This is a genomic window from Microbacterium sp. NPDC056057, assembly GCF_042266945.1.
GTDB classification, from domain to species: Bacteria; Actinomycetota; Actinomycetes; order Actinomycetales; family Microbacteriaceae; genus Microbacterium; species Microbacterium trichothecenolyticum_C.
In genome coordinates this window covers 852,503-872,214 of record NZ_JBHJWS010000001.1, presented here as the reverse complement: position 1 = coordinate 872,214, position 19,712 = coordinate 852,503, and the positions used below count along the sequence as shown (strand labels likewise).

The window sequence follows — 19,712 nt, the reverse complement described above, 5'->3', positions numbered from 1 at the left end:
CCGTCGTCCGCACGGGTTTGGGGCGCTGCGCTCGCGTTCGGGGCGCACGGCACGCGCCCCGAACGCACGTCGCACGCCCCAAACCACCGAGACCAGGGGCAGGGGCGACCCGGGAGGACGAGGACGGGACACGGATGCTGCAGCGGGGGCGCTTTTCCCGGGTTTGGGGCGCAGCGCGTCCACTCGAGGCGCGCGCCCCACGCCCCGAGTTCACACCGCGCGCCCCGAACGCGACCCAAACGAACCCGGAAGAAGAAACCGGTCAGGACTCCTCGGCGAACACGTCCCTCGCGATGCGGAACGCGGTGTTCGCGGCGGGGACGCCGCAGTACAGCCCGGCCTGGAGGATCACTTCCTTGATCTCGTCGACGGTGAGTCCGTTGCGCAGGGCGGCGCGCAGGTGCATCGCGAGCTCCTCGTGGTGCCCGAGCGCGATGAGCGCCGTGAGCACCGCAACCGACCGCGACCGGCGGTCGAGGCCCGGGCGCGACCAGATGTCGCCCCACGCGACGCGGGTGATGAAGTCCTGGAAGTCCGCGGTCAGCTCGGTGGTTCCCGCGATCGCGCGGTCGACGTGGGCGTCCGACAGCACCTCGCGGCGCACGACCATGCCCTGGTCGTACCGCTCCTCGTCGGTGAGGCCCTCGCCGTCCGGGCGGCTCACGCGGCACGCTCCGCGGCGGCCGTGTCGAAGAACTCGAGCAGCACCGCCGCCGTCGCCGTCGGGGAGTCGGCGGGCGCCAGGTGGGAGGCATCCGGGATCCCGATCGCCTCGCCGTTCTGCACACCCGCGGCGATTTCGCGAGCGGATGCCTCGGGCGTGACCGCGTCGTGATCGCCCCACACTGCGAGCACCGGGGTGGCGATCTCGCCCAGTCGGTCGCGCACGTCGAAGACGGCGAGCGCGTCGCAGCAGCGGGCGTAGCTCTCGTCGTGCGTGTTCTGCAGCACATGGAGGAGCCGCCCGGTGAGATCGGGGTCGCGCTCGATCGACCCGGGCGCGAACCAGCGCTGCGCCGAGCCGATGATGAGGCTCGACGTGCTCTGCGCACGCACCTGGGCCGCCCGCTCGTGCCAGCCCTCCGGTGTGCCGATCTTCGCGCCCGAGCACAGGATCGCCGCGGCGTCGATGCGCTCGCCGTGGCGCAGCAGCAGCTCGAGCCCGACGGCGCCTCCGAGCGAGACCCCGGCGTACAGGAACGGCCCGTCGACCGCGTCGGCGACCGCGTCGGCGAGCTCGGCGATCGTGAAGCCCTCGGTCGACGCCGGCGCGGCGCCGTGGCCCGGCAGATCCCACGCCACGACGCGGTAGTGCTCGGCGAGCGCCGGGATCACGCGGTCCCACAGCAGCGTCGATGTGCCGAGCGAGGGGCCGAGCACGAGCAGCGGCGCGTCCCCGGTCCCTGAGCTTGTCGAAGGGCCGACGGGGTCGGTGAGGGAGATGGCGGGGACGGTCACGCGTCCTCCTCTGCGGTGCGTGCGGCGGCCTCGTCGACGAGGCGGCCGGCGAGTCCGGTGTAGCGGGCGGGGTCGAGCAGGTCGGCGACGAACGCCTCGGGCGTGGCTCCGGCCTCTGCGGCGAGGGCGGCGACGTCGGGCGACGCCGCGAGGAGCCCGGCGAGGTCGCCGCCCGCCGCGGCCGCGGTCACGAGCTCCGACACGCGCGCGGCGCCCAGCACGGGGCCGAGTGCGATCGCGAGTCGCTCCGAGACGATGAGGCCGCCCGTCGCTACGAGGTTGCGGGCGACGGCATCGGTGTCGACGTGGAGCCCTGCGACGAGGGAAGCCGCGTGGGCGGTCGCTCCGAGCGCGAGGCGCAGCAGTTCGCGGAGCGTCGGCCACTCCGCATGCCACGCGCCGTCCGGGCGCTCATCGGCGGCGAGGGCTGACGCGAGATGCAGCGTCGCGCCGAGCTGCGGCGCGCGCAGCGCGGCCGAGCGGATCAGCACGGATGCTGCGGGGTTGCGCTTCTGCGGCATCGCCGACGATCCGCCGCCCGCGCCCTCGGCGAGCTCGCCGATCTCCGTGCGGCTGAGGGTCGCGACGTCGGTGGCGATCTTCCCGACGGCGTCGATCGCCTGCACCAGGGCGTCGCCCAGCTCGGTCACCGGCCAGCGGGTCGTGTGCCACGGAGCGTCGGGGGCTGCCAGTCCGAGCTCGTGCGCGAAGGCGGCGGGCAGCGCGGCGGCCGCCTCCGGTCCGGCGATCTCGACGAACGACGCCAGCGTTCCGGCGGCGCCGCCGAGCTGCGCGGGCAGGTGGTGCTGCACGTCATCGACGCGCGCCCTGGCGCGCTCGACACTCCGCAGCCAGCCGGCCGCGCGCAGGCCGACGGTCGTCGGCACGGCGTGCTGCGTCAGCGTGCGCGCCGCCGCGACCTCGTCGCGACGCGAACGGGCCAGCGAACGCAGCGACACCTCGGTGTGCACGAGCGCCGCCACGATCCGGCTCGTCGCCGCCCGGGCGACCACCATCGCCGCGGTGTCGACGATGTCCTGACTGGTCGCACCGCGGTGCACCCAGACCCCGGCGTCGACACCGACGCGCTCCTTGAGCCGCCCGACGAGCGGGATCACCGGGTTGCCGCCCGCGACGGCCGCGGCGGCCAGCGCCGTGCCGTCGACGCCGTGGTCGCGGCATCCGCGGAGGGCGCCCTGCCAGCCGAATTCCGTCTCGATCTCGTCGACCGCCTCGGCCGGGGCGACCCCGGCTTCGACCCAGGCGCGCGCCAGCGCGACCTCGGCCGTCACGAGCGCGTCGAGGTACGCGGCATCCGTCACCGTCTCGTCGTGACCGACGGTCACGGGCGAGAGCAGGCCCCCATCGAGTGCGGGCCGGTCACGGTCAGAAGGCAAGGAACACGGTCTCCTTCTCGCCCTGCAGGTGGATGTCGTGGTGCAGGTTGCCGTCCGGCAGGCGCGTCGCGATGAGCGTAGCGCGCTCGTCGGCGTCGAGCGAGGACAGGAGCGGGTCTGCGGCGAGGAGCTCCTCGTGCTCGGGGAGGTAGATGCGCGTCACGAGCTTGTCGGGAAGACCGCGTGCGAACACGATGACCGAGTAGAACGGCGCGCCGCCGTCGATCGGGCCGGGGTTGCGGGTCCAGAACTCGTAGCGGCCGACGTCGGTCGTGGCCGCGCGGCCGAAGCCCGTGAACGAGTGGTCGTCGCGGCGGAAGGCGCCGTGGGCGCGCGGGATGCGGCCGTCCTCGTCGGCGCTCCAGATCTCGATGACCGCGTCGGGGATCGGGTTGCCGGCGCCGTCGAAGACGGTGCCGCCCAGCACGACCGAGCCCGGGCTGTGCGGGAACACGACCTGGTGCTTCTTGTCGTAGTCGAGGCCGAAGGCGAAGAACGGGCCGACGGTCTGGCCTCCGGTGGCCTCGTGGGTCTTCGGGCCGAGGTCGCGGGCGGTGCCGGCCATCAGTGCTCTCCTTCTTCGGGCTCGAACCAGGTCGCGTCGGGGCCGTCGACGACGATGTCGAAGCGGTAGCCCATCGAGAACTCGGGCACCGACAGGTCGTGGTCGTACAGGCCGATGAGGCGGTCGCGGTCCTTCTGACGCCAGATGGTGTTGTAGATCGGGTCGAGCGGGAACAGCGGGTCGCCCGGGAAGTACATCTGCGTCACGAGGCGCTGCGTGAAGCCCGAGCCGAAGATCGAGAAGTGGATGTGCGCCGGCCGCCACGCGTTGACGTGGTTCTTCCACGGGTAGGCGCCGGGCTTGATCGTCGTGAACTTGTAGAACCCGTCGTCGTCGGTGACGATGCGGCCCGCGCCGGTGAAGTTCGGGTCGAGCGGGGCGGGATGCTGATCCCGCTGGTGGATGTAACGGCCCGCGGCGTTGGCCTGCCAGATCTCGACGAGCTGATTGGGGACGGGACGCCCCCACGAGTCGAGCACACGGCCCTCGACGGTCATGCGCTCGCCCTGGGGCTCGCCGATGTGCTGCAGCGTGAGGTCGGACTCGATCGCCGCCACGTCGCGCTGGCCGAAGGCCGGCGACCACAGCTCGATCGTCTCGGGGTCGACGAGCTTCGGGTTCTTGGTCGGGTGGCGCAGCAGGCTCGACCGGTACGGCGGGAAGTCGTGCAGGCTCATGTTGAGCCGCTCCCCCGCCGCCTCGCGCCGTGCAGCGGCGGCGTGGTAGTCGACGATCTCCTGCGTGATCTCGCGCTGGGTGAGCTGGTCGGGCGAGGCCAGCAGCGACTCGGGGGCCGCCGCCGTCTGCTCGAGCACCACCGACGACGAGAACGCCTCCTCGCCCTGGGTATCGGGCTGGGCCTGTGTCATGAGGTCTCCTTCGACGACTCGGGTCGTCCCAGGGTCGCACTCCCGCGTGCCCTCGCCGCCGTGGATTCCCGCTCAGTGGGAATCACGGATGCCTCGGCCCTCAGCATCCCGTCCCATCAGGGTTTGGGGCGTGGCTTGTGCATTCGGGGCGCGCGGCGTGCGCCCCGAACGCGCAGGATGCGCCCCGAACCCTCGGGGGGTCGGGGTCAGGTCGTGCGGAGGTCGTGGTGGAGGTCCTTCGCGGCCTGCACCACGAGCGGGCCCAGGCGCCGCTCGTCGGCTCGCGCGAGGTGCACGACGAGCCCGAGCGCGACCGGCGGCAGGCCCTCGACGCGCGGCAGCGCGGCCGCGACCGAGACGTTGCCGAGGGTCATCTCCTCGCGGGTCGTGGCGTAGCCGAGAGCCCGCGTGCGCGCGATGTCGGCGCGGAGCTCCTGCTCCGTCGCGATGGAGTTGACGGTCTCGCGCTCGAGCGGAGCCTCGAAGTACTGCCGCAGCCAGCCTTCGTCGCGCGTCGCGAGCAGCGCCTTGCCGACGCCGGTGGTGTGGAGGGGCCCGCGTCCGCCCATGCGGCTCAGCGTCGGGATCGACTGGCGACCGGTGAGGCGTCCGACGTAGAGGGCCGTCGTCGTGGCGGGCGTCGCGCCGTCGAGCACGGCGAGGTGCACGTTCTCGCCGGTCGCCTCGTACAGCCGCACCATGTGGGGCAGCGCCGTCTCGCGCAGGCGGAGCGACAGGGGCGAGAGCTCGCCCAGCTCCCACAGCCGCGGACCGATGGCGTAGGTGTGGCCGGGCCCTCGAGTGAGGAGCCCCTCGGTCACGAGCGTCGCGAGCAGGCGGTGCAGCGTCGATGACGCGAGTCCGGTGCGGGAGGCCAGGGTCGTCGCGGTGACCGCGGGCTCGTCGTCGGTGAAGCACCCGAGCACCCGCAGCGTGCGCTCGAGCACGCCTTCGCCCTCCGCCATGGATCCTCCTCGTGAGACGTTACCCGCCCGCCCCCTGCAGAACTCCACGGAACCGTCGCTGATGCGGGGTGGAATCGCGGCGCGCGGCATCCGCGCCGATGATTCCGTGGAGTTCTGCAGGCCGACACTGCGGGCAGCCTCGAGCCTCACCGGAATGGCAGAGTGGGCGCATGGCCAACTCGCCCTCCGGCGACTCGATGACCGACCGCATCGTGCGGGTGCTCGAGACGTTCACCGCCGAGCGTTCGATGCAGTCGGCAGCGGAGATCGGCCGCCACGCGGGGCTGCCGTCGTCGACCGCGCACCGGATCGTCGACGAGCTCGTCGACGCGGGCCTCCTCGAACGCGACGAGGACCGCCGCGTGCACCTCGGCATGCGCCTGTGGGAGCTGGCCCTCCGCGGCTCGACCGCATTGCGGCTCCGCCAGGCCGCACTGCCTCACATGGAAGAGGTGCAGGCGCGCATCCGCGAGCACACGCAGCTCGCGGTGCTCGAGCAGGACGAGGCCCTCTTCCTCGAGCGCCTCTCCCACCCCGACGCCGGCGCCAACATCACCCGCATCGCCGGTCGCCTGCCGCTGCACGCCTCGTCGTCGGGCCTCGTCCTGCTCGCTCATGCGCCGTCGGCCCTGCGCGAGCGGGTGCTCGCCGGTCCGCTGCGTGCCCTCGCTCCAGAGACGGTGACGGATGCTGCGCGCCTCCGCCGCCTGATCGCCGAGGTCCGCCGCGCCGGGGCGGTGGTGGCGCCCGGTTCGATCGAGGCCGTGTCGACCGGCGTGGCGGTGCCGATCCGCGACGCGGGCGAGGTCGTCGCCGCGCTGTCCGTCGTTCTCCCCCGCGAGACCGACCCGGCGGCCGCGATCCGGGCGCTGCGCGAGGCCGCCGCCGGGATCGAGGCCGACCTGCGGGCCGACCGCCGCTGACTCCTCCCGGCGCCCCCGCGCTCCTCACCTGAGGATGTCGCCACCCTTCCCGATGAACGGGAATCTCACCGCCCATTGAACGGTCGGCGCCACACTGGGCCGAGGCATCCGTTCCCGAACGTCGAAGGAGACGTCCATGTCCACGATCCGCACCCGCGTCGCCATCATCGGCGCCGGCCCGGCCGGGCTCCTGCTGTCGCACCTGCTGGGGATCGCCGGCATCGAGTCGGTCGTCATCGACCAGCGCTCGCGCGAAGAGATCGAGACGACGATCCGCGCCGGGATCCTCGAGCAGGGCACCGTCGAAGTGCTCGACTCGTCCGGCGCGTCGAGCCGCGTCCGCACCGTCGGCAACCGCCACGACGGCATCGAGCTGCGCTTCGCCGGCGCCGGCCACCGCATCGACTTCGCCGACCTCGTCGGCCGCGGCGTCTGGCTGTACCCGCAGCACGAGGCCCTCAAGGATCTCATCGCGGTGCGCCTCGGCAAGGGCCAGGACCTCCGCTTCGGGGTGACCGCGCTGCGCGTCGAGGACGCGGCATCCGATCGCCCCCGCGTGATCGCGACCGACGCCGACGGCGCGCCCCTCGAGATCGAGGCCGAGTTCGTCGTCGGCGCAGACGGCTCGCGCAGCGTCGCGCGCGAGGCGGTCACGGGTTCGTCGACCGGCGGGTACTTCCGCGAGTACCCGTTCGCGTGGTTCGGGATCCTGTGCGAGGCGCCGCCGAGCGCCGACGAGCTGATCTACAGCAACTCGCCCGACGGGTTCGCGCTCATCAGCCAGCGCAGCGCCACGGTGCAGCGCATGTACTTCCAGTGCGACCCCGACGCCGACCCGAACGCCCTCAGCGAGGAGCAGCTGTGGGAGGAACTGCAGAAGCGCGTGCCCGGCACGACGCTCAAGGAGGGCCCGATCTTCCAGCGCGACGTGCTGCGGTTCCGCAGCTTCGTCGCCCACGAGCTGCTGCACGGGCGCGTCGCACTGATCGGCGACGCCGCGCACACCGTGCCGCCGACCGGCGCGAAGGGCATGAACCTCGCCGTCGCCGACGTGCTCGTCCTCGAGCGCGCGCTGCGCGCCCTCCTCCTCGACAACGACGACCGGCTCATCGAGGCGTTCCCCGAGAAGGCGCTGCACCGCATCTGGAAGGCCCAGCACTTCTCGTGGTGGATGACCAACATGCTCCACGTCGCGCCCGGCGCGTCGGACTTCGACCGCCTGCGCCAGCTCGGCGAGCTGCAGTCGGTGGTCGAGTCCGAGGCCGGCCGCCGCTTCCTCGCCGAGGCGTACACCGGCTGGCCGCTCGAGGGCCTCGCCTGACTCGGTGCCCCTCGGCGTGAGTCCCGTTCGGGGCGCAGCCGATGCATTCGGGGCGCACGCCGCGCGCCCCGAATGGACGCGCCGCGCCCCGAACCCCGCGTCGCCGGCATTGCCGCTGAACGGGAATGACCGGATGCTGGGGCCCCGCCCTCGGCTATAGTCCGGTGCCTATGGCCTCACCGTCGCGGACCGCACCGCCCGAGCCGTCGCGCACGGCATCGGTGGCGATGCTCCTCGCGGCCGTGTGCCTGGTCGCGATGAACATGCGGCCCGCGATCACGGGCCTCGGGCCGCTCCTCGACCAGATCGGCGCTGACACGGGCATGTCGGTCTCGGCGCTGGGCCTGCTCGCCGCGGTGCCGCTCGCCGCGTGGGCGCTGTTCTCGCCGCTCGCGCACGATCTGAGCCGCCGCTTCGGGCAGCCGCGGGTGCTGCTGTGGTCGCTGCTGGTGCTTCTCGTCGGCACCCTCGTGCGCTCGATCCCCGGCCCGGTGGCGAGCCTGTGGATCGGCACGGCGATCATCGGCATCGGGATCGCCATCATCAACGTGCTCATGCCCGCCGTGGTCAAGCGGGAGTTCTCAGGTCACGTCCCCGCCGTCACCGCGGCCTACACCGCGCTGCTCGCGGGCCTCGGCGCCGTCTCGTCGGGCGTGGTCGTGCCGATCTCGCACATCGAGCTCGGCGGCGATCCGGCAGGGTGGCGCTTCGCCCTCCTCGTCACGGGGGCCGCGCTCCTGCCGTTCGCGATCGTCGCGTGGTGGTGGGCGCACCGTGGCGCCGCCCGCGCCCACGACCGCTCCTCGGCACCGCGCGGTCGCACCGGCATCTGGCGCGATCCGATCGCCTGGCTCGTCGCCGCGTACATGGGCCTCCAGGCATCCATGTTCTACATGTTCGTGACGTGGCTCGCGCCGCTGTCGATGTCGATCGGACGCTCGGAGGTCGTTGCCGGCATCGACGTCATGGTCTACCAGCTGTTCTCGCTCGCCGGGTGCCTGCTGCTGCCGCTCGCATTGCGCGGCGGCCTCGAACGGTGGGCGCCCGCGCTCATCCCGTCGCTCGCGATCGTCGGCGTCGCCGGCCTCATGATCGCGCCCGACGGCGTGCTGGTGTGGGGCTCGCTCATCGGGCTGACGGGCGGCGCGACCCTCGCGATGTCGCTCACGCTCATGGCTCAGCGCGCCCGCGACCACGACACCTCGGCGGCCCTGTCGGGGATGTCGCAGTCGGTGGGCTACGTCATCGCCGCCCTCGGCCCGGTCGCCTTCGGCGCCCTGCACAGCCTCACCGGCGGCTGGACGGCATCGCTCGCGCTCGTGCTCGTCGTGCTCGTCGCCTTGACGGCCGTCGGCGTGTTCGCCGGACGCGACCGCTTCGTCCTCGAACGCCGCTGAGCTCTGCCAGCGCCGTTCAGGTGGCGCAACACGCGGAATCGACGCGCAAACCCCGCGCGTCGTGACCCGCGAGCGCGGGACGGATGCCGCGGGCCGCCGTCAGTCGGAGGGGAAGGCGATCGTGCGCAGCAGCGTGGCGAGCGTCGCGCGGTCTGATTGCGACAGGTCGGCGTGAACACGCTCCTCGGCCGCCCGGGCGGACTCCCGCGCCTGGCCGACGAGTTCGCGGCCGGCATCGGTCGCGACGACGACGTTGGCGCGCCGGTCCGCCGGATCGGGCTTGCGCTCGACGAGCCCACGCGACTGCAGTTCGTCGACGAGGCTCACGACCTGACTCGGGTCCAGCCGGAGGAACTCGGCGAGCTCGCGCTGCGACGGCCGAGCCTCGCCCGACGTGAGCACCAGCACCGAGTACGAGCGCGCCTTCAGCGCGTGTTCGGCCAGGGCGGCGTTGCCCGCGGCGAGCGCGATGGCGTTCGCACGCGCGAGCAGGAAGCTCACGTCGTCGGTCAGCGCCGACGCCCGCAGCCCTTCCGGGGCGATGGGGTCGGCGGTGTCGGTCATGCCCCCGATGGTAGTCGAATTCGTGGATGAACGAAATGATTGACTTTTTCAACAGTTGGGTCTTCAATGGATCCGACACGAAGGAGTTCACGCATGTCTTCGCACGCACCTCTCGACGGCAAGGTTGCCATCGTCACCGGCTCGGGCCGCGGTCTGGGCCTCGCCTACGCTCAGGAGCTCGCCCGCCAGGGCGCCGCCGTCGTGATCAACGACGTGGACGAGGCCACCGCTGCCGAGGCCGTCGCCACCATCGAGGCCGAAGGCGGTCGCGCGGTCGCCATGGCCCTGCCGGTCGGCCCCACCGAGACCGCGAAGCAGCTCGTGCAGACCGCCGTCGACACCTTCGGGCGGCTCGACATCCTCGTCACGAACGCCGGCGTCCTGCGCGACACGGTGCTCTGGAAGATGAGCGACGACGACTTCGACACCGTGATCAACGTGCATCTGCGCGGCACCTTCACGTGCGTGCGCGAGGCCGCGACCTGGATGCGCGAGAACGAGGTCGCCGGCCGCATCATCTGCATCGGCTCCCCCACCGGCCAGCGCGGCAACTTCGGCCAGACCAACTACGCCGCCGCCAAGGCCGGCATCGTGGGCATGGTGCGCACGTGGGCGCTCGAGCTCAAGCGCGCCGGCATCACCGCGAACGCGGTCATCCCCGTCGCCGCGACCGCGATGACCGCGACCGTGCCCTACTTCGCCGCCGCCGTCGAGGCCGACGCCGCGGGCGAGCCGATGCCCGCGTTCTTCCGTCACGACCTCGGGTTCGGCACGTCGGACGACGTCGCCGGACTCGTCGCGTACCTCGCATCGGATGCTGCGGCCGCCGTCACCGGGCAGGCCATCGGCATCGGCGGCGACCGGCTGCAGCTCTGGTCGCACCCCGAGGCGGTCGCCACGGCCTACAGCGACGGCGGCTGGTCGTACGGCGACCTCGCCACCGGCTTCGCCGACGCAGCGGGCGACCTGCAGTCGGTGGGCGAGAAGTTCCCGCCCCTGCCCGAGGAGCTGCAGCGCTCGTGACCCGCTGACCCGTTTCGTCTCGCTTCGCTCGCTCAACGACCGGAAGGCGCCATGACCCGCTACGAACCCGCGATCGACCTCGACGCGATCACCGCGATCGACGTGCACGTGCACATCGAGGTCGACGACCACGGGCACTCGTCGTTGCCCGACGACCTGCGCGACGCCGCGGCGACCTACTTCCGCACCGACGGGCCGAACCCCGACCTCGACGGCGTGGCCGCGTACTACCGCGAGCGCAGGATGGCGGCCGTCGTCTTCACGGTCGACGCCCGCACGAACTTCGGCCACGCGCCCATCTCCAGCGCCGACATCGCCGAGGGCGCCGCCCGCAACAACGACGTGCTCATCCCCTTCGGCTCGGTCGACCCGCTCGCGCCGACCGCCGTCGACGACGCCCGCCGCCTCATCGAGGACCACGGCGTGCGGGGCTTCAAGTTCCACCCCACGGTGCAGGGCTTCGACCCGTCCGACCCGGCCTACTCGCCGCTGTACGAGACGCTGCAGGACGCCGGCGTCGTCGCGCTGTTCCACACCGGGCAGACCGGCATCGGCGCGGGCCTGCCGGGCGGGCGCGGACTGCTGCTGGGCCTGTCGAACCCGATGCTTCTCGACCCGGTCGCTGCCCGCTTCCCCGAGCTGCAGATCATCATGGCCCACCCGTCGGTGCCCTGGCAGGACGAGGCCCTCTCCGTCGCGACCCACAAGCACAACACGTGGATCGACCTGTCGGGCTGGAGCCCGAAGTACTTCCCCGAGTCGCTCGTGCGCGCCGCGAACTCTTATCTCAAGAGCCGGGTGCTGTTCGGCTCGGACTTCCCCCTGCTCACCCCCGACCGCTGGCTCCGCGACGCGGAGCAGACCGCCCTCAAGCCCGAGGTCATGCCCGGCATCCTGAAGGCCAACGCGGTGCGACTGCTCGGACTGGCAGGCTGACATGCCCGCACTCGAGGCGGATGCGACGTTCGGGTTCGACCCGTACGCGATCGCGGCCGCGCATCTGAGCCCCGCCGCGCGGGCGGCGCTCGGGCGTCTTCAGCAGACGCTGGAGAGCAGCATCCGTCCCCTCCTCACGGAGGCGTGGGAGACGGCGACCATGCCGCCCGAGGTGCTCGACGCACTCATCCCCCTCGACCTCATGCGGCCGGCGGGGGTGGATGCTGCGGAGGCGGCCTCGTCCATGTACTCGGGCTTCCGCAACTACGTGCTGGCGCGCACCGACGTGTCGGTGGCGACGCTGTACAACGCGCAGTCGGGTCTCTTCCGCACCGCGATCGCGCTCGGCGGATCGCCCGCGCAGGCGGAGCAGCTCGATCCGCTCGTCCGCAGCTTCGATCTGAAGGGCGTCTTCGCGCTCACTGAGCCCGAGCACGGGTCCGACATCGCCGGCGGCCTCGCGACCACCGCGCGCCGCGAGGGCGACGCATGGGTGATCGACGGCCGCAAGAAGTGGATCGGCGGGGCCGCGGCATCCGATGTGCTCGTCGTGTTCGCGCGCGACGTCGACGACCACGCGGTCAAGGCGTTCCTGGTGCCCACCGACGTAGCCGGCGTGCGACTCGAGGCGATCGCCGGCAAGATCGCGCTGCGGCCGATGCAGAACGCGGTGATCACTCTCGACGGCGTGCGCGTGACCGAGGCGGAGCGCCTCGAGAACGTGAACGGCTGGCGCGACGTGGCGCGGATCCTGCGCGCGATGCGCTCGGACGTGGCCTGGATCGCCGCCGGACTTCAGGCGGGCGCACTCGATGCCGCGGTGCGCTACGTGCGCGAGCGGCATCAGTTCGAGCGGCCCATCGGCGGGTTCCAGCTCGTGCAGGAGAAGCTCGCCCGCATGCTCGGCAACACCGTGGCCTCGCTGGCGCTCGTCACGCAACTGTCTGCCTGGCAGGACCAGGGCGAGTACGCCGACGAGAACTCCGCGCTCGCCAAGCTGCAGACCGCTCGCCTCGCGCGCGAGACCGTCAGCCTCGGCCGCGAGGTGCTCGGCGGAAACGGCATCCTGCTCGAGCACGACGTCGCCCGGTTCTTCGCCGACGCGGAAGCCGTGTACTCGTACGAGGGCACGCACGAGATCAACGCCCTCATCGTCGGCCGCGCCCTCACGGGCGCGTCGGCCTTCACCTGAAACCCATCGAAGGAGAACCCATGACCACCACCGTCGACTACGCCGACGTCGCAGGACTCGCCGGCACCGAGCTCGGCTGGACCGAGTGGCTCGAGGTCACGCAGGAGCGCGTGAACCTCTTCGCCGACGCCACCGACGACCACCAGTGGATCCACGTCGACCCCGAGCGCGCGGCCGACGGCCCGTTCGGGGGCGCCATCGCGCACGGCTTCCTGTCGCTGTCGCTGACCGTGAAGTTCTGGTCCGAGCTGTTCGACGTCACCGGCGTCAGCACGCGCGTCAACTACGGCCTCGACAAGGTGCGGTTCGTGTCGCCGGTCAAGGTGGGCGCGCGCGTGCGCGGCGGCGCGGTCATCGCCGAGGTCACCGAGGTGGCGGGCGGCTACCAGTTCGCCGTCGACCAGACCATCGAGATCGAGGGCGGCGGCAAGCCTGCCGTCGTCGCCCGCGGCCTGTACCGCTTCTACGCCTGACACCTCCGGTCGCCCCGCGAGGGAGCGCAGCGACCGAGACGAAACGCCTCGAGGGAGAGGACACCGCAAACGATGCACAAGGGCATCGGGTTCTGGCTCGCCAAACGGCGCCTGAAGGACCCCGACAAGACCGCCGTCGTCTTCGGCGACCACGAGTTGACGTACCGAGAGCTGGCGGACGCCGCCGACCGCGTCGCCGCCGTGCTCTGGCACCGCGGCATCCGCCGGGGCGACGCGGTGGCGTACATCGGCGAGAACAGCCCGCAGTTCCTCGAGGTCATGTTCGGTGCCGCGCAGCTCGGGGCGGTGTTCGTGCCGGTCAACACCCGTCTGGCCGCCCCCGAGGTACAGCACCTGCTCGTCGACTCCGGGGCGCGGGCCGTCGTGCTCGACCCGGAGTTCCTCGAGCGGGCGATGCCCGGTGTCGAAGCGGGCCGGGTCGCGCACGTCATCGTCACCGGTGACGGCCTTCCCGAGCACCCCGGTCTTGCGCGGCTCACCGCCGCCGCACCCGGCGGCCACACCGTCGCCGACGTCGACCTCGAGGACCCGGCCGCCATCGTCTACACGTCGGGCACCACCGGCAGGCCGAAGGGCGCCGTGCTCACCCACGGGAACCTCACGTGGGTCGCGCTCAATTGCATCGTGGACTACGACGTCGTCTCGACGGACGTGTCGCTCATGATCTCGCCGCTCTTCCATGTCGCCTCGCTCGGCATGGGCGCGCTGCCGGTGCTCCTGAAGGGCGCGACTCTCGTGCTCGAGAAGGGCTTCGAGCCGGGCCGTGCGCTCGCGCTCATCCAGGAGCGCGGGATCACGATGCTCAGCGGCGTGCCCACGACTTACCAGCTGATGGCCGACCACGCGGCGTGGGCGTCCTCCGACCTCTCGACCCTGCGCAAGCTCACCTGCGGCGGATCCGCCGTGCCCACCCGCATCCTGAACACGTACGAGGAGCGGGGGCTATCGTTCTCGCAGGGGTACGGCATGACCGAGACCTCGCCCGGTGCGACGTCGCTCCCGCCCACGATGACCCGCGAGAAGCAGGGCAGCGTGGGACTGCCGCACTTCTTCACCGACGTGCGCATCACCGACGAGCACGGCGACGTCGTGCCGCGGGGAACGGTAGGGGAGATCGAGGTCGCGGGGCCCAACGTGTTCCTCGGGTACCACGGGCTGCCGGAGGCCACCGCTGCCGCGTTCAGCCCCGACGGGTGGTTCCGCTCGGGCGACCTCGGCTATCTCGACGCCGACGGCTACCTCTACATCTCCGACCGGCTGAAGGACATGATCATCTCGGGCGGCGAGAACATCTACCCCGCCGAGGTCGAGAACCTCATCGCCGACATCGAGGGCATCTCAGGAGTCGCCGTGGTGGGCGTTCCCGATGAACGCTGGGGCGAGGTGCCGTGGGCGGTCGTCACGCTGCGCGAAGGCGCCGAGGTCGACACCGAGATCGTCCGCGCGCACCTCGACGGCCTGCTTGCCCGCTACAAGCTGCCCAAGAACGTCGTGGTCGTCGAGGACCTGCCCCGCACGGCATCCGGCAAAGTCCGCAAGGCCGATCTTCGCGCCCGCTACGGAGAGAGCCGATGACCCACGAACCGCCCGTGCCGTCGCTCGAGCGCGCCTTCGAGGTTGTCGCCGACCTCGGCCCCCTCGAGGACCACGGGGTGACGCGCGCGGGCCACCGCCGCATCATCCCGGTGATCGGCGGCACGATCACCGGCGACTTCACCGGCACGATCCTCTCCGGCGGCGCCGACTGGCAGACCGTGCGCGCCGACGGGTCCATCGAGATCGACGGCCGCTACAGCGCGCTCGGCGACGACGGGTCCCTCCTCTATCTCCGCGCCCAGGGAGTGCGCAGTGGCGACCCGGCCGTGCTCGAGGCCCTGCTCCGCGGCGACGACGTGGATCCCGGCGACTACTACTTCCGCGCCGCGCTCACCTTGGAGTGCGCCGCGCACCCCGAGTTCGAGCGCGCGGTGTATCTCGCCTCGTACATCCGCGAGGCCAACCGCGTGCGCTACGTCGCCTACCGCGTCACCTGACGCCGGGCGCCTCCGCTTCTCGTCCGAGCCACGTCCCGTTCCGCCCTACCCCTCCGACAGGTCAACCGGGCTTCCACCGGAGAATTCGGCCGGATCTGCCCTGCACAACCGCGGTTGACCTGTGGAAGGAGGAGGCAGACGGATGCTGCGACCCCGCGGTCGGGCGTCTTCTCAGGCCACGAGGCCGGCGAAGTCGCGCACCGCGGGGAACGCGAACTCGCGGTGCCGCCGCGTGAAGAGCTCGAACGAGCGGTCCGCCGGCCAGTCGTCGCCCATGTACGCGCGGGGCAGGCGGGGGTCGGCGCGCAGCAGTGCCAGCCAGTCGGCGACGAGCAGCGTGCGCCCGGTGACGGCGGGGAGGTCGGATGCCGCGTCCTCACGCTCCCAGTGCGCGATGAACTCCTCATGGGCGGCGCGGATGCCCTCGATGTCCCAGGCGACGCGGACGGCCTCGGCCATCGGGAATCCGTCGAGCTCCGTCGCCGAGAATCCGCTGATCGAGCCGGCCGGCAGATCGGGGATGATCGCCCCGAGCGCCGCCGCGAGTTCCACGGCTCCTGGTGCGATCCACAGGCCGTCGCGCAGCACGGCGAACCCGGACCAGGTGAGCGCTGCCCGCAGGCGGTGGCGCAGGTCGCGCAGGTGCTCCGGCACGCTGAAGGTCACCAGGGTCCAGCCCTCGCCCTGGGGCTCGAACGGAGCCGGCCCGTTGACACGACCGGATGCCTCGCGCAGCACCTCGCTACCGTGCGTCGTGAGTTCGAATCCGATCTCGCGACCCAGGCGACGCCGCTCCAGCATCCCGCTCTCGACCATGCGGTCGAGGTTGGTGCGCACGGCCGACGCCGCGACGCCGGCGCTCTCGAGGACGCCGATCAGCACACTCGCGCGCAGCGGCTCGAAGTAGCGGTCGCACACGAACTCGCCGAAGAACGCCAGCAGCAGCTGACGCGGCTTGCGCGTGAGGACCGACGAGTCGGCGGAGGGGACGACGCTCACGCGGCCTCCGGGCGCACGGCCTCGCCGCGCTTGGCGCGCTGGATCTGCTCGTACACGTGGGTGCGCAGCTCCGTGAAGCGCGGCAGTGCGCGCGTCGTGATCTGGTCGCGTTCGGGAGCGAGGTCGATCAGGAGATCCTCCTGCACCCATGTCGGCGACTTCGACAGGACGACGACCCGCTCGCCCAGGTACACCGACTCGTCGATGTCGTGCGTGACGAAGAGGATCGACATGCCGCGCTCGCGGTGCAGCGTGCGCACGAGATCCTCGAGGTCTGCCCGTGTCTGGGCGTCGACAGCGGCGAACGGCTCGTCCATGATGAGAACCTCCGGCTGGTACGCGACGGCGCGCGCGATCGCGACGCGCTGCTGCATGCCGCCCGACAGCTGCCAGGGGTAGCTCTTCGCGGCATGGTCGAGGCCCACGGCCGTCAGCGCGTCGTCGATGAGACGATCCCGCTCCGTGCGCGAGAGCTTCTTGTGCTTGAGCGGAAGCTCGACGTTGCCCCGCACGGTGAGCCAGGGATAGAGGCTGCGGCCATACTCCTGGAACACCAGCGCCATCTTGGGCGGCGGCGCGGTCACCCGCCTGCCGTCGAGTTCGACGACGCCCGAGGTCGGCCTCAGCAGACCCGCGATGCACTTCAGCAGCGTCGTCTTGCCGCAGCCGCTGGGGCCGACGATGCATACGAGCTCACCGGCATCCATCCGGAAGCTGATGTCGCCGATCGCCTCGACGTTGCCGGTCGACGACTCGTAGACCTTGCGCAGGTGCTCCACGTTCAACAGCGTGTCAGGCACGCTCCACCTCCTTGATTCCGTGATACCACCGCAGGACACGTCGCTCGACGAGACCGAAGATCGCGGCGAGCAGAATACCGATGAGGCCGAGCAGCAGGATGCCGCTCCACATCTCGGCGATCAGGTAATTGCGCTGGAAATAGACGATCTGATAACCCAGGCCGGATGACGAATACGCGAGCTCCGAGATCACCATGAGGATCAAGGCGATGGAGAGCGACTGACGGACTCCCGCCATGATGCGGGGGCTCGCGGCCGGCAGCACGAGGTAGCGCAGCCGCTCAGCCGACGTCACCGAGAAGGAGCGTGCCGTCTCGGTCATGACCGAGTCGGTGGAGCGGACCCCTTCGATGGTGTTCAGCAGGATGGGCCAGACCGAGCCCACGACGATGACCACGATCTTCATGGCGTCGGTCGGTCCCATCAGCACGACCACGATCGGCAGGAGGACGGGCGGCGGCACGGCGCGGAAGAACTCGAGCATGGGCTCGAGCAGCTCGCGGAGCCAGCGGTTGAGGCCGATCAGCGTGCCGGCCACGATGCCGACGACGATCGAGACGACGATGCCGATCGCGAGCCGGCCGAGGCTCGGGAGCACGTCGGTGACGAAGGCGGGACCGATCCAGGTGTCGATGAACGCGTCGAGGATCTCCAGCGGCGCGGGGAAGAACTTCGCCGGCGCGACGGTGGCCCAGATGCCCCAGATCACCAGCAGCACGAAAGGCAGGCCGATGGCGTAGAGGGTGCTCTCGCCGAGCTTCGCCCAGACGCGCGGCTTCCGGCGGGGCGTCACGACCGTGCTCGTGTAGAGGGTCACAGGACTTCCTCCCCTCGCACGGATTGGTGCCAGGCCAATGAGCGCCGCTCGATCGCGCGGAACACGAGGTTGATCAGCAGGCCGAGGAGGCCGGTCACGATCACGAGCGCATAGACGGTGGGCCAGTCGCCGGCGGATTGGGCGAAGACGATCTCGCGGCCGAGCCCGGGGTTGCCGATGAACATCTCCGCGGTGATCGCGAGGATCAGCGCAACGGCGGCCGCCAGACGCACGCCGGTCATCAGGTACGGCAGGGCGGTCGGCAGGACGAGGTTCACGATGCGCGATCCTCGCGAGAGCCCGAAGCTGCGCGCGGTGTCTCGCGCGACCGTGTCGATGTCGGCCACGCCGTACAGCACCTGGATGAAGACCTGCCAGAAGCTCGCGTAGACGATGATGACCAGCGCGGCCTCGATGCGGAGCCCGAACAGCAGGATCGCCAGAGGGATGAGGGCGACCGAGGGGATGGGCCGCAGGAATTCGACCGTGGTGTGGGTGGCCCGGCGGAGAAACGGCACCAGCCCGATGATCGTGCCGAGCACCGTCGCGAGCGCAGTGGCGATGACCAGGCCGAGGCCCCATGCTGTCATGGTGCGACCGACGTTGCGCCAGAACTCGAGGTCGCGCATCTCCTGCCCGAGCGCGGCGAGGGTGCTGGTGGCCGAGGGGAAGTAGCGCGGGTCGACGATGCCCAGCGTCGGCAGCAGCTGCCACGTGATGAGGAAGCCGAGGATGCCCGCGAGGCCGAGCCCTGTCTTGCGCAGGGTGCGCCGCCTGCGCGCGCTGAGCGGACGCGGCGGCGCCGTGGTCATGCGGGGTGCGTCAGCGATGGCCATCGGGGATCCGATCGGGTGGAGGCGACGGGGTGTGGGGGCACGGCCGGGGGGAGCGGATGCCTCGGGGCGAGGCATCCGCTCTCCTCGTCATGACGTCACTGCTGCTGGAGCAGCGTGTCGAAGTCGGGCTCGGCGTCGATGTACGCGAACTCGACGGCCAGGGCGCCGAGATCTTCGATGCCGGCGTCGGCGAGATCCCACGTGAACGTCGGCAGGGTGATGCCGGCCGCGGCCTCCTCGGGGATGTCGAGGTTCGTCGCGATCGCGGCGCGCACCGCGTCTTCGTTGTCGGCGGCCCAGTCCAGCGCTTCGGCCATCGCCTCGGAGTACGCCTTCACCAGGTCGGGGTCCTCATCGAGCAGCGCCTGCGTCGTGATGTTGGTGAGCACGGTGAGCCCCGGGATCGTCGCCTGGTAGGGCTGGACCACCGAGACGCCGCCGGCGCCGAGGACGATGCCGCGGAACGGGTCGGGCGCCCACGCGGCGTCCATCGTGCCCGCCTCGAGCTGCGCGGGGACGTCGGGGAACGCGACCTCGACGAACTCGATGGTCGAGGGGTCGCCGCCGTCGTCCTGCACGGCCTTGCGGATCGTCAGGTCTCCCGCGGCGCCGATCGTGTTGACCGACACCTTCTTGCCGGCCAGGTCGGCGGGCCGCGTGATGCCCGAGTCGCCGAGCGCGACCACGGCGTTGACATCGTCACCCTCGGCGAGGCTGTTCGCGTAGTTGCCGACGATCACGACCCCGAGGTCCTGCTGGTCGGCGCGGATGGGACCGAACGGCTGGCCGATGGCGAACTGGATGTCGCCGCTGAGCAGTGCGGGAATGGCATTGGCGCCGCCCTGGGCCGGCACGACCTCGATCTCGAGGCCGTGCTCCTCGAAGATGCCCTCGTCGATGGCGGCCCAGAGGGCGCCGGTCTCGGCAATGGGAAGGGCGGCGACACGGACGGGAGTGAGCTCACCCGATCCGCCGGCATCGCCGGTGGACGTGGCGGTGGACGCGGGACCGGCGGCGGAATCGGTGCAGCCGCTCAGCGCGAGCGCGGCGGCGGCGAGAACGCCGAGGGTGGCAAGACTCTTCTTCATTGACGGGCCTCTCATGACGGTGCGGGTATGCCGGC

At 71.5% G+C, this 19,712-nt stretch carries 21 protein-coding genes; 9 read left to right on the top strand and 12 right to left on the bottom strand.

Annotated features, from left to right (window positions below; all coding sequences use genetic code 11):
- Nucleotides 1–262 precede the first annotated feature (262 nt).
- The 6 genes from pcaC to ACFC1K_RS03700 form a co-directional block, all read right to left on the bottom strand.
- The gene (gene pcaC, locus ACFC1K_RS03725) at nt 263–664 is read right to left on the bottom strand and encodes a 4-carboxymuconolactone decarboxylase (RefSeq protein ID WP_311294532.1); all 402 of its coding nucleotides are present in this window, start codon (nt 662–664) and stop codon (nt 263–265) included.
- Complete coding sequence (locus ACFC1K_RS03720) at nt 661–1,458, bottom strand: alpha/beta fold hydrolase (protein ID WP_375870488.1); 798 nt, start codon at nt 1,456–1,458, stop codon at nt 661–663. Before ACFC1K_RS03720 ends, pcaC begins: the two co-directional genes overlap by 4 nt.
- Nucleotides 1,455–2,855, bottom strand: a complete 1,401-nt coding sequence (locus tag ACFC1K_RS03715; protein WP_375870487.1) for a lyase family protein — start codon at nt 2,853–2,855, stop codon at nt 1,455–1,457. Before ACFC1K_RS03715 ends, ACFC1K_RS03720 begins: the two co-directional genes overlap by 4 nt.
- On the bottom strand, nt 2,845–3,420 hold the full coding sequence (gene pcaG, locus ACFC1K_RS03710; protein ID WP_375870486.1) for a protocatechuate 3,4-dioxygenase subunit alpha: 576 nt from the start codon (nt 3,418–3,420) through the stop codon (nt 2,845–2,847). Before pcaG ends, ACFC1K_RS03715 begins: the two co-directional genes overlap by 11 nt.
- Nucleotides 3,420–4,289, bottom strand: a complete 870-nt coding sequence (pcaH, locus tag ACFC1K_RS03705; RefSeq protein WP_375870485.1) for a protocatechuate 3,4-dioxygenase subunit beta — start codon at nt 4,287–4,289, stop codon at nt 3,420–3,422. The genes pcaG and pcaH overlap by 1 nt, the downstream gene beginning before the upstream one ends.
- Before the next feature lie 206 nt (nt 4,290–4,495).
- A complete protein-coding gene (locus ACFC1K_RS03700; RefSeq protein ID WP_375870484.1) occupies nt 4,496–5,254 on the bottom strand; it encodes an IclR family transcriptional regulator in 759 nt (252 codons plus the stop codon).
- A 170-nt stretch (nt 5,255–5,424) separates the two neighbouring features.
- Between ACFC1K_RS03700 and ACFC1K_RS03695 the strand changes: the two genes are divergently transcribed.
- The 3 genes from ACFC1K_RS03695 (at nt 5,425) to ACFC1K_RS03685 (ending at nt 8,895) form a co-directional block, all read left to right on the top strand.
- Nucleotides 5,425–6,177 (top strand): IclR family transcriptional regulator, encoded by a 753-nt coding sequence (locus ACFC1K_RS03695; RefSeq protein WP_375870483.1) that lies wholly within the window; start codon nt 5,425–5,427, stop codon nt 6,175–6,177.
- Nucleotides 6,178–6,313: 136 nt separating this feature from the next.
- Nucleotides 6,314–7,498, top strand: a complete 1,185-nt coding sequence (locus ACFC1K_RS03690) for a 4-hydroxybenzoate 3-monooxygenase (protein ID WP_375870482.1) — start codon at nt 6,314–6,316, stop codon at nt 7,496–7,498.
- Between the two features lie 170 nt (nt 7,499–7,668).
- On the top strand, nt 7,669–8,895 hold the full coding sequence (locus tag ACFC1K_RS03685) for an MFS transporter (RefSeq protein ID WP_375870481.1): 1,227 nt from the start codon (nt 7,669–7,671) through the stop codon (nt 8,893–8,895).
- 99 nt (nt 8,896–8,994) lie between these two features.
- Here the strand turns inward: ACFC1K_RS03685 and ACFC1K_RS03680 are convergent, their stop codons facing one another.
- Nucleotides 8,995–9,459, bottom strand: a complete 465-nt coding sequence (locus ACFC1K_RS03680) for a MarR family winged helix-turn-helix transcriptional regulator (RefSeq protein ID WP_375870480.1) — start codon at nt 9,457–9,459, stop codon at nt 8,995–8,997.
- Between the two features lie 93 nt (nt 9,460–9,552).
- Here ACFC1K_RS03680 and ACFC1K_RS03675 point away from each other — a divergent pair, with 93 nt between their 5' ends.
- From ACFC1K_RS03675 to ACFC1K_RS03650, 6 genes are all read left to right on the top strand, one after another.
- Nucleotides 9,553–10,482, top strand: a complete 930-nt coding sequence (locus tag ACFC1K_RS03675) for an SDR family NAD(P)-dependent oxidoreductase (RefSeq protein WP_375870479.1) — start codon at nt 9,553–9,555, stop codon at nt 10,480–10,482.
- 51 nt (nt 10,483–10,533) lie between these two features.
- Complete coding sequence (locus ACFC1K_RS03670; RefSeq protein WP_375870478.1) at nt 10,534–11,418, top strand: amidohydrolase family protein; 885 nt, start codon at nt 10,534–10,536, stop codon at nt 11,416–11,418.
- Between the two features lies 1 nt (nt 11,419).
- Nucleotides 11,420–12,610: an acyl-CoA dehydrogenase family protein gene (locus tag ACFC1K_RS03665; RefSeq protein ID WP_375870477.1), complete on the top strand. Its 1,191-nt coding sequence runs from the start codon at nt 11,420–11,422 to the stop codon at nt 12,608–12,610.
- Nucleotides 12,611–12,630: 20 nt separating this feature from the next.
- On the top strand, nt 12,631–13,083 hold the full coding sequence (locus tag ACFC1K_RS03660) for a MaoC family dehydratase (protein WP_375870476.1): 453 nt from the start codon (nt 12,631–12,633) through the stop codon (nt 13,081–13,083).
- Nucleotides 13,084–13,155: 72 nt separating this feature from the next.
- A complete protein-coding gene (locus ACFC1K_RS03655; protein ID WP_375870475.1) occupies nt 13,156–14,679 on the top strand; it encodes a long-chain fatty acid--CoA ligase in 1,524 nt (507 codons plus the stop codon).
- Nucleotides 14,676–15,137 carry a DUF3237 domain-containing protein gene (locus ACFC1K_RS03650; RefSeq protein WP_375870474.1) on the top strand — a complete coding sequence of 154 codons (462 nt, stop codon included), beginning with the start codon at nt 14,676–14,678 and terminating at the stop codon, nt 15,135–15,137. The genes ACFC1K_RS03655 and ACFC1K_RS03650 overlap by 4 nt, the downstream gene beginning before the upstream one ends.
- Nucleotides 15,138–15,308: 171 nt before the next feature.
- Here ACFC1K_RS03650 and ACFC1K_RS03645 read toward each other — a convergent pair whose 3' ends face one another.
- From ACFC1K_RS03645 to ACFC1K_RS03625, 5 genes are all read right to left on the bottom strand, one after another.
- Nucleotides 15,309–16,136: a PaaX family transcriptional regulator C-terminal domain-containing protein gene (locus ACFC1K_RS03645; RefSeq protein ID WP_375870473.1), complete on the bottom strand. Its 828-nt coding sequence runs from the start codon at nt 16,134–16,136 to the stop codon at nt 15,309–15,311.
- The gene (locus ACFC1K_RS03640; RefSeq protein ID WP_375870472.1) at nt 16,133–16,936 is read right to left on the bottom strand and encodes an ABC transporter ATP-binding protein; all 804 of its coding nucleotides are present in this window, start codon (nt 16,934–16,936) and stop codon (nt 16,133–16,135) included. Before ACFC1K_RS03640 ends, ACFC1K_RS03645 begins: the two co-directional genes overlap by 4 nt.
- Nucleotides 16,929–17,753 (bottom strand): ABC transporter permease, encoded by an 825-nt coding sequence (locus ACFC1K_RS03635; protein WP_375870471.1) that lies wholly within the window; start codon nt 17,751–17,753, stop codon nt 16,929–16,931. Before ACFC1K_RS03635 ends, ACFC1K_RS03640 begins: the two co-directional genes overlap by 8 nt.
- Nucleotides 17,750–18,589, bottom strand: a complete 840-nt coding sequence (locus tag ACFC1K_RS03630) for an ABC transporter permease (RefSeq protein ID WP_375870470.1) — start codon at nt 18,587–18,589, stop codon at nt 17,750–17,752. Before ACFC1K_RS03630 ends, ACFC1K_RS03635 begins: the two co-directional genes overlap by 4 nt.
- Nucleotides 18,590–18,684: 95 nt before the next feature.
- Nucleotides 18,685–19,677: an ABC transporter substrate-binding protein gene (locus ACFC1K_RS03625; RefSeq protein ID WP_375870469.1), complete on the bottom strand. Its 993-nt coding sequence runs from the start codon at nt 19,675–19,677 to the stop codon at nt 18,685–18,687.
- Nucleotides 19,678–19,712 lie beyond the last annotated feature (35 nt).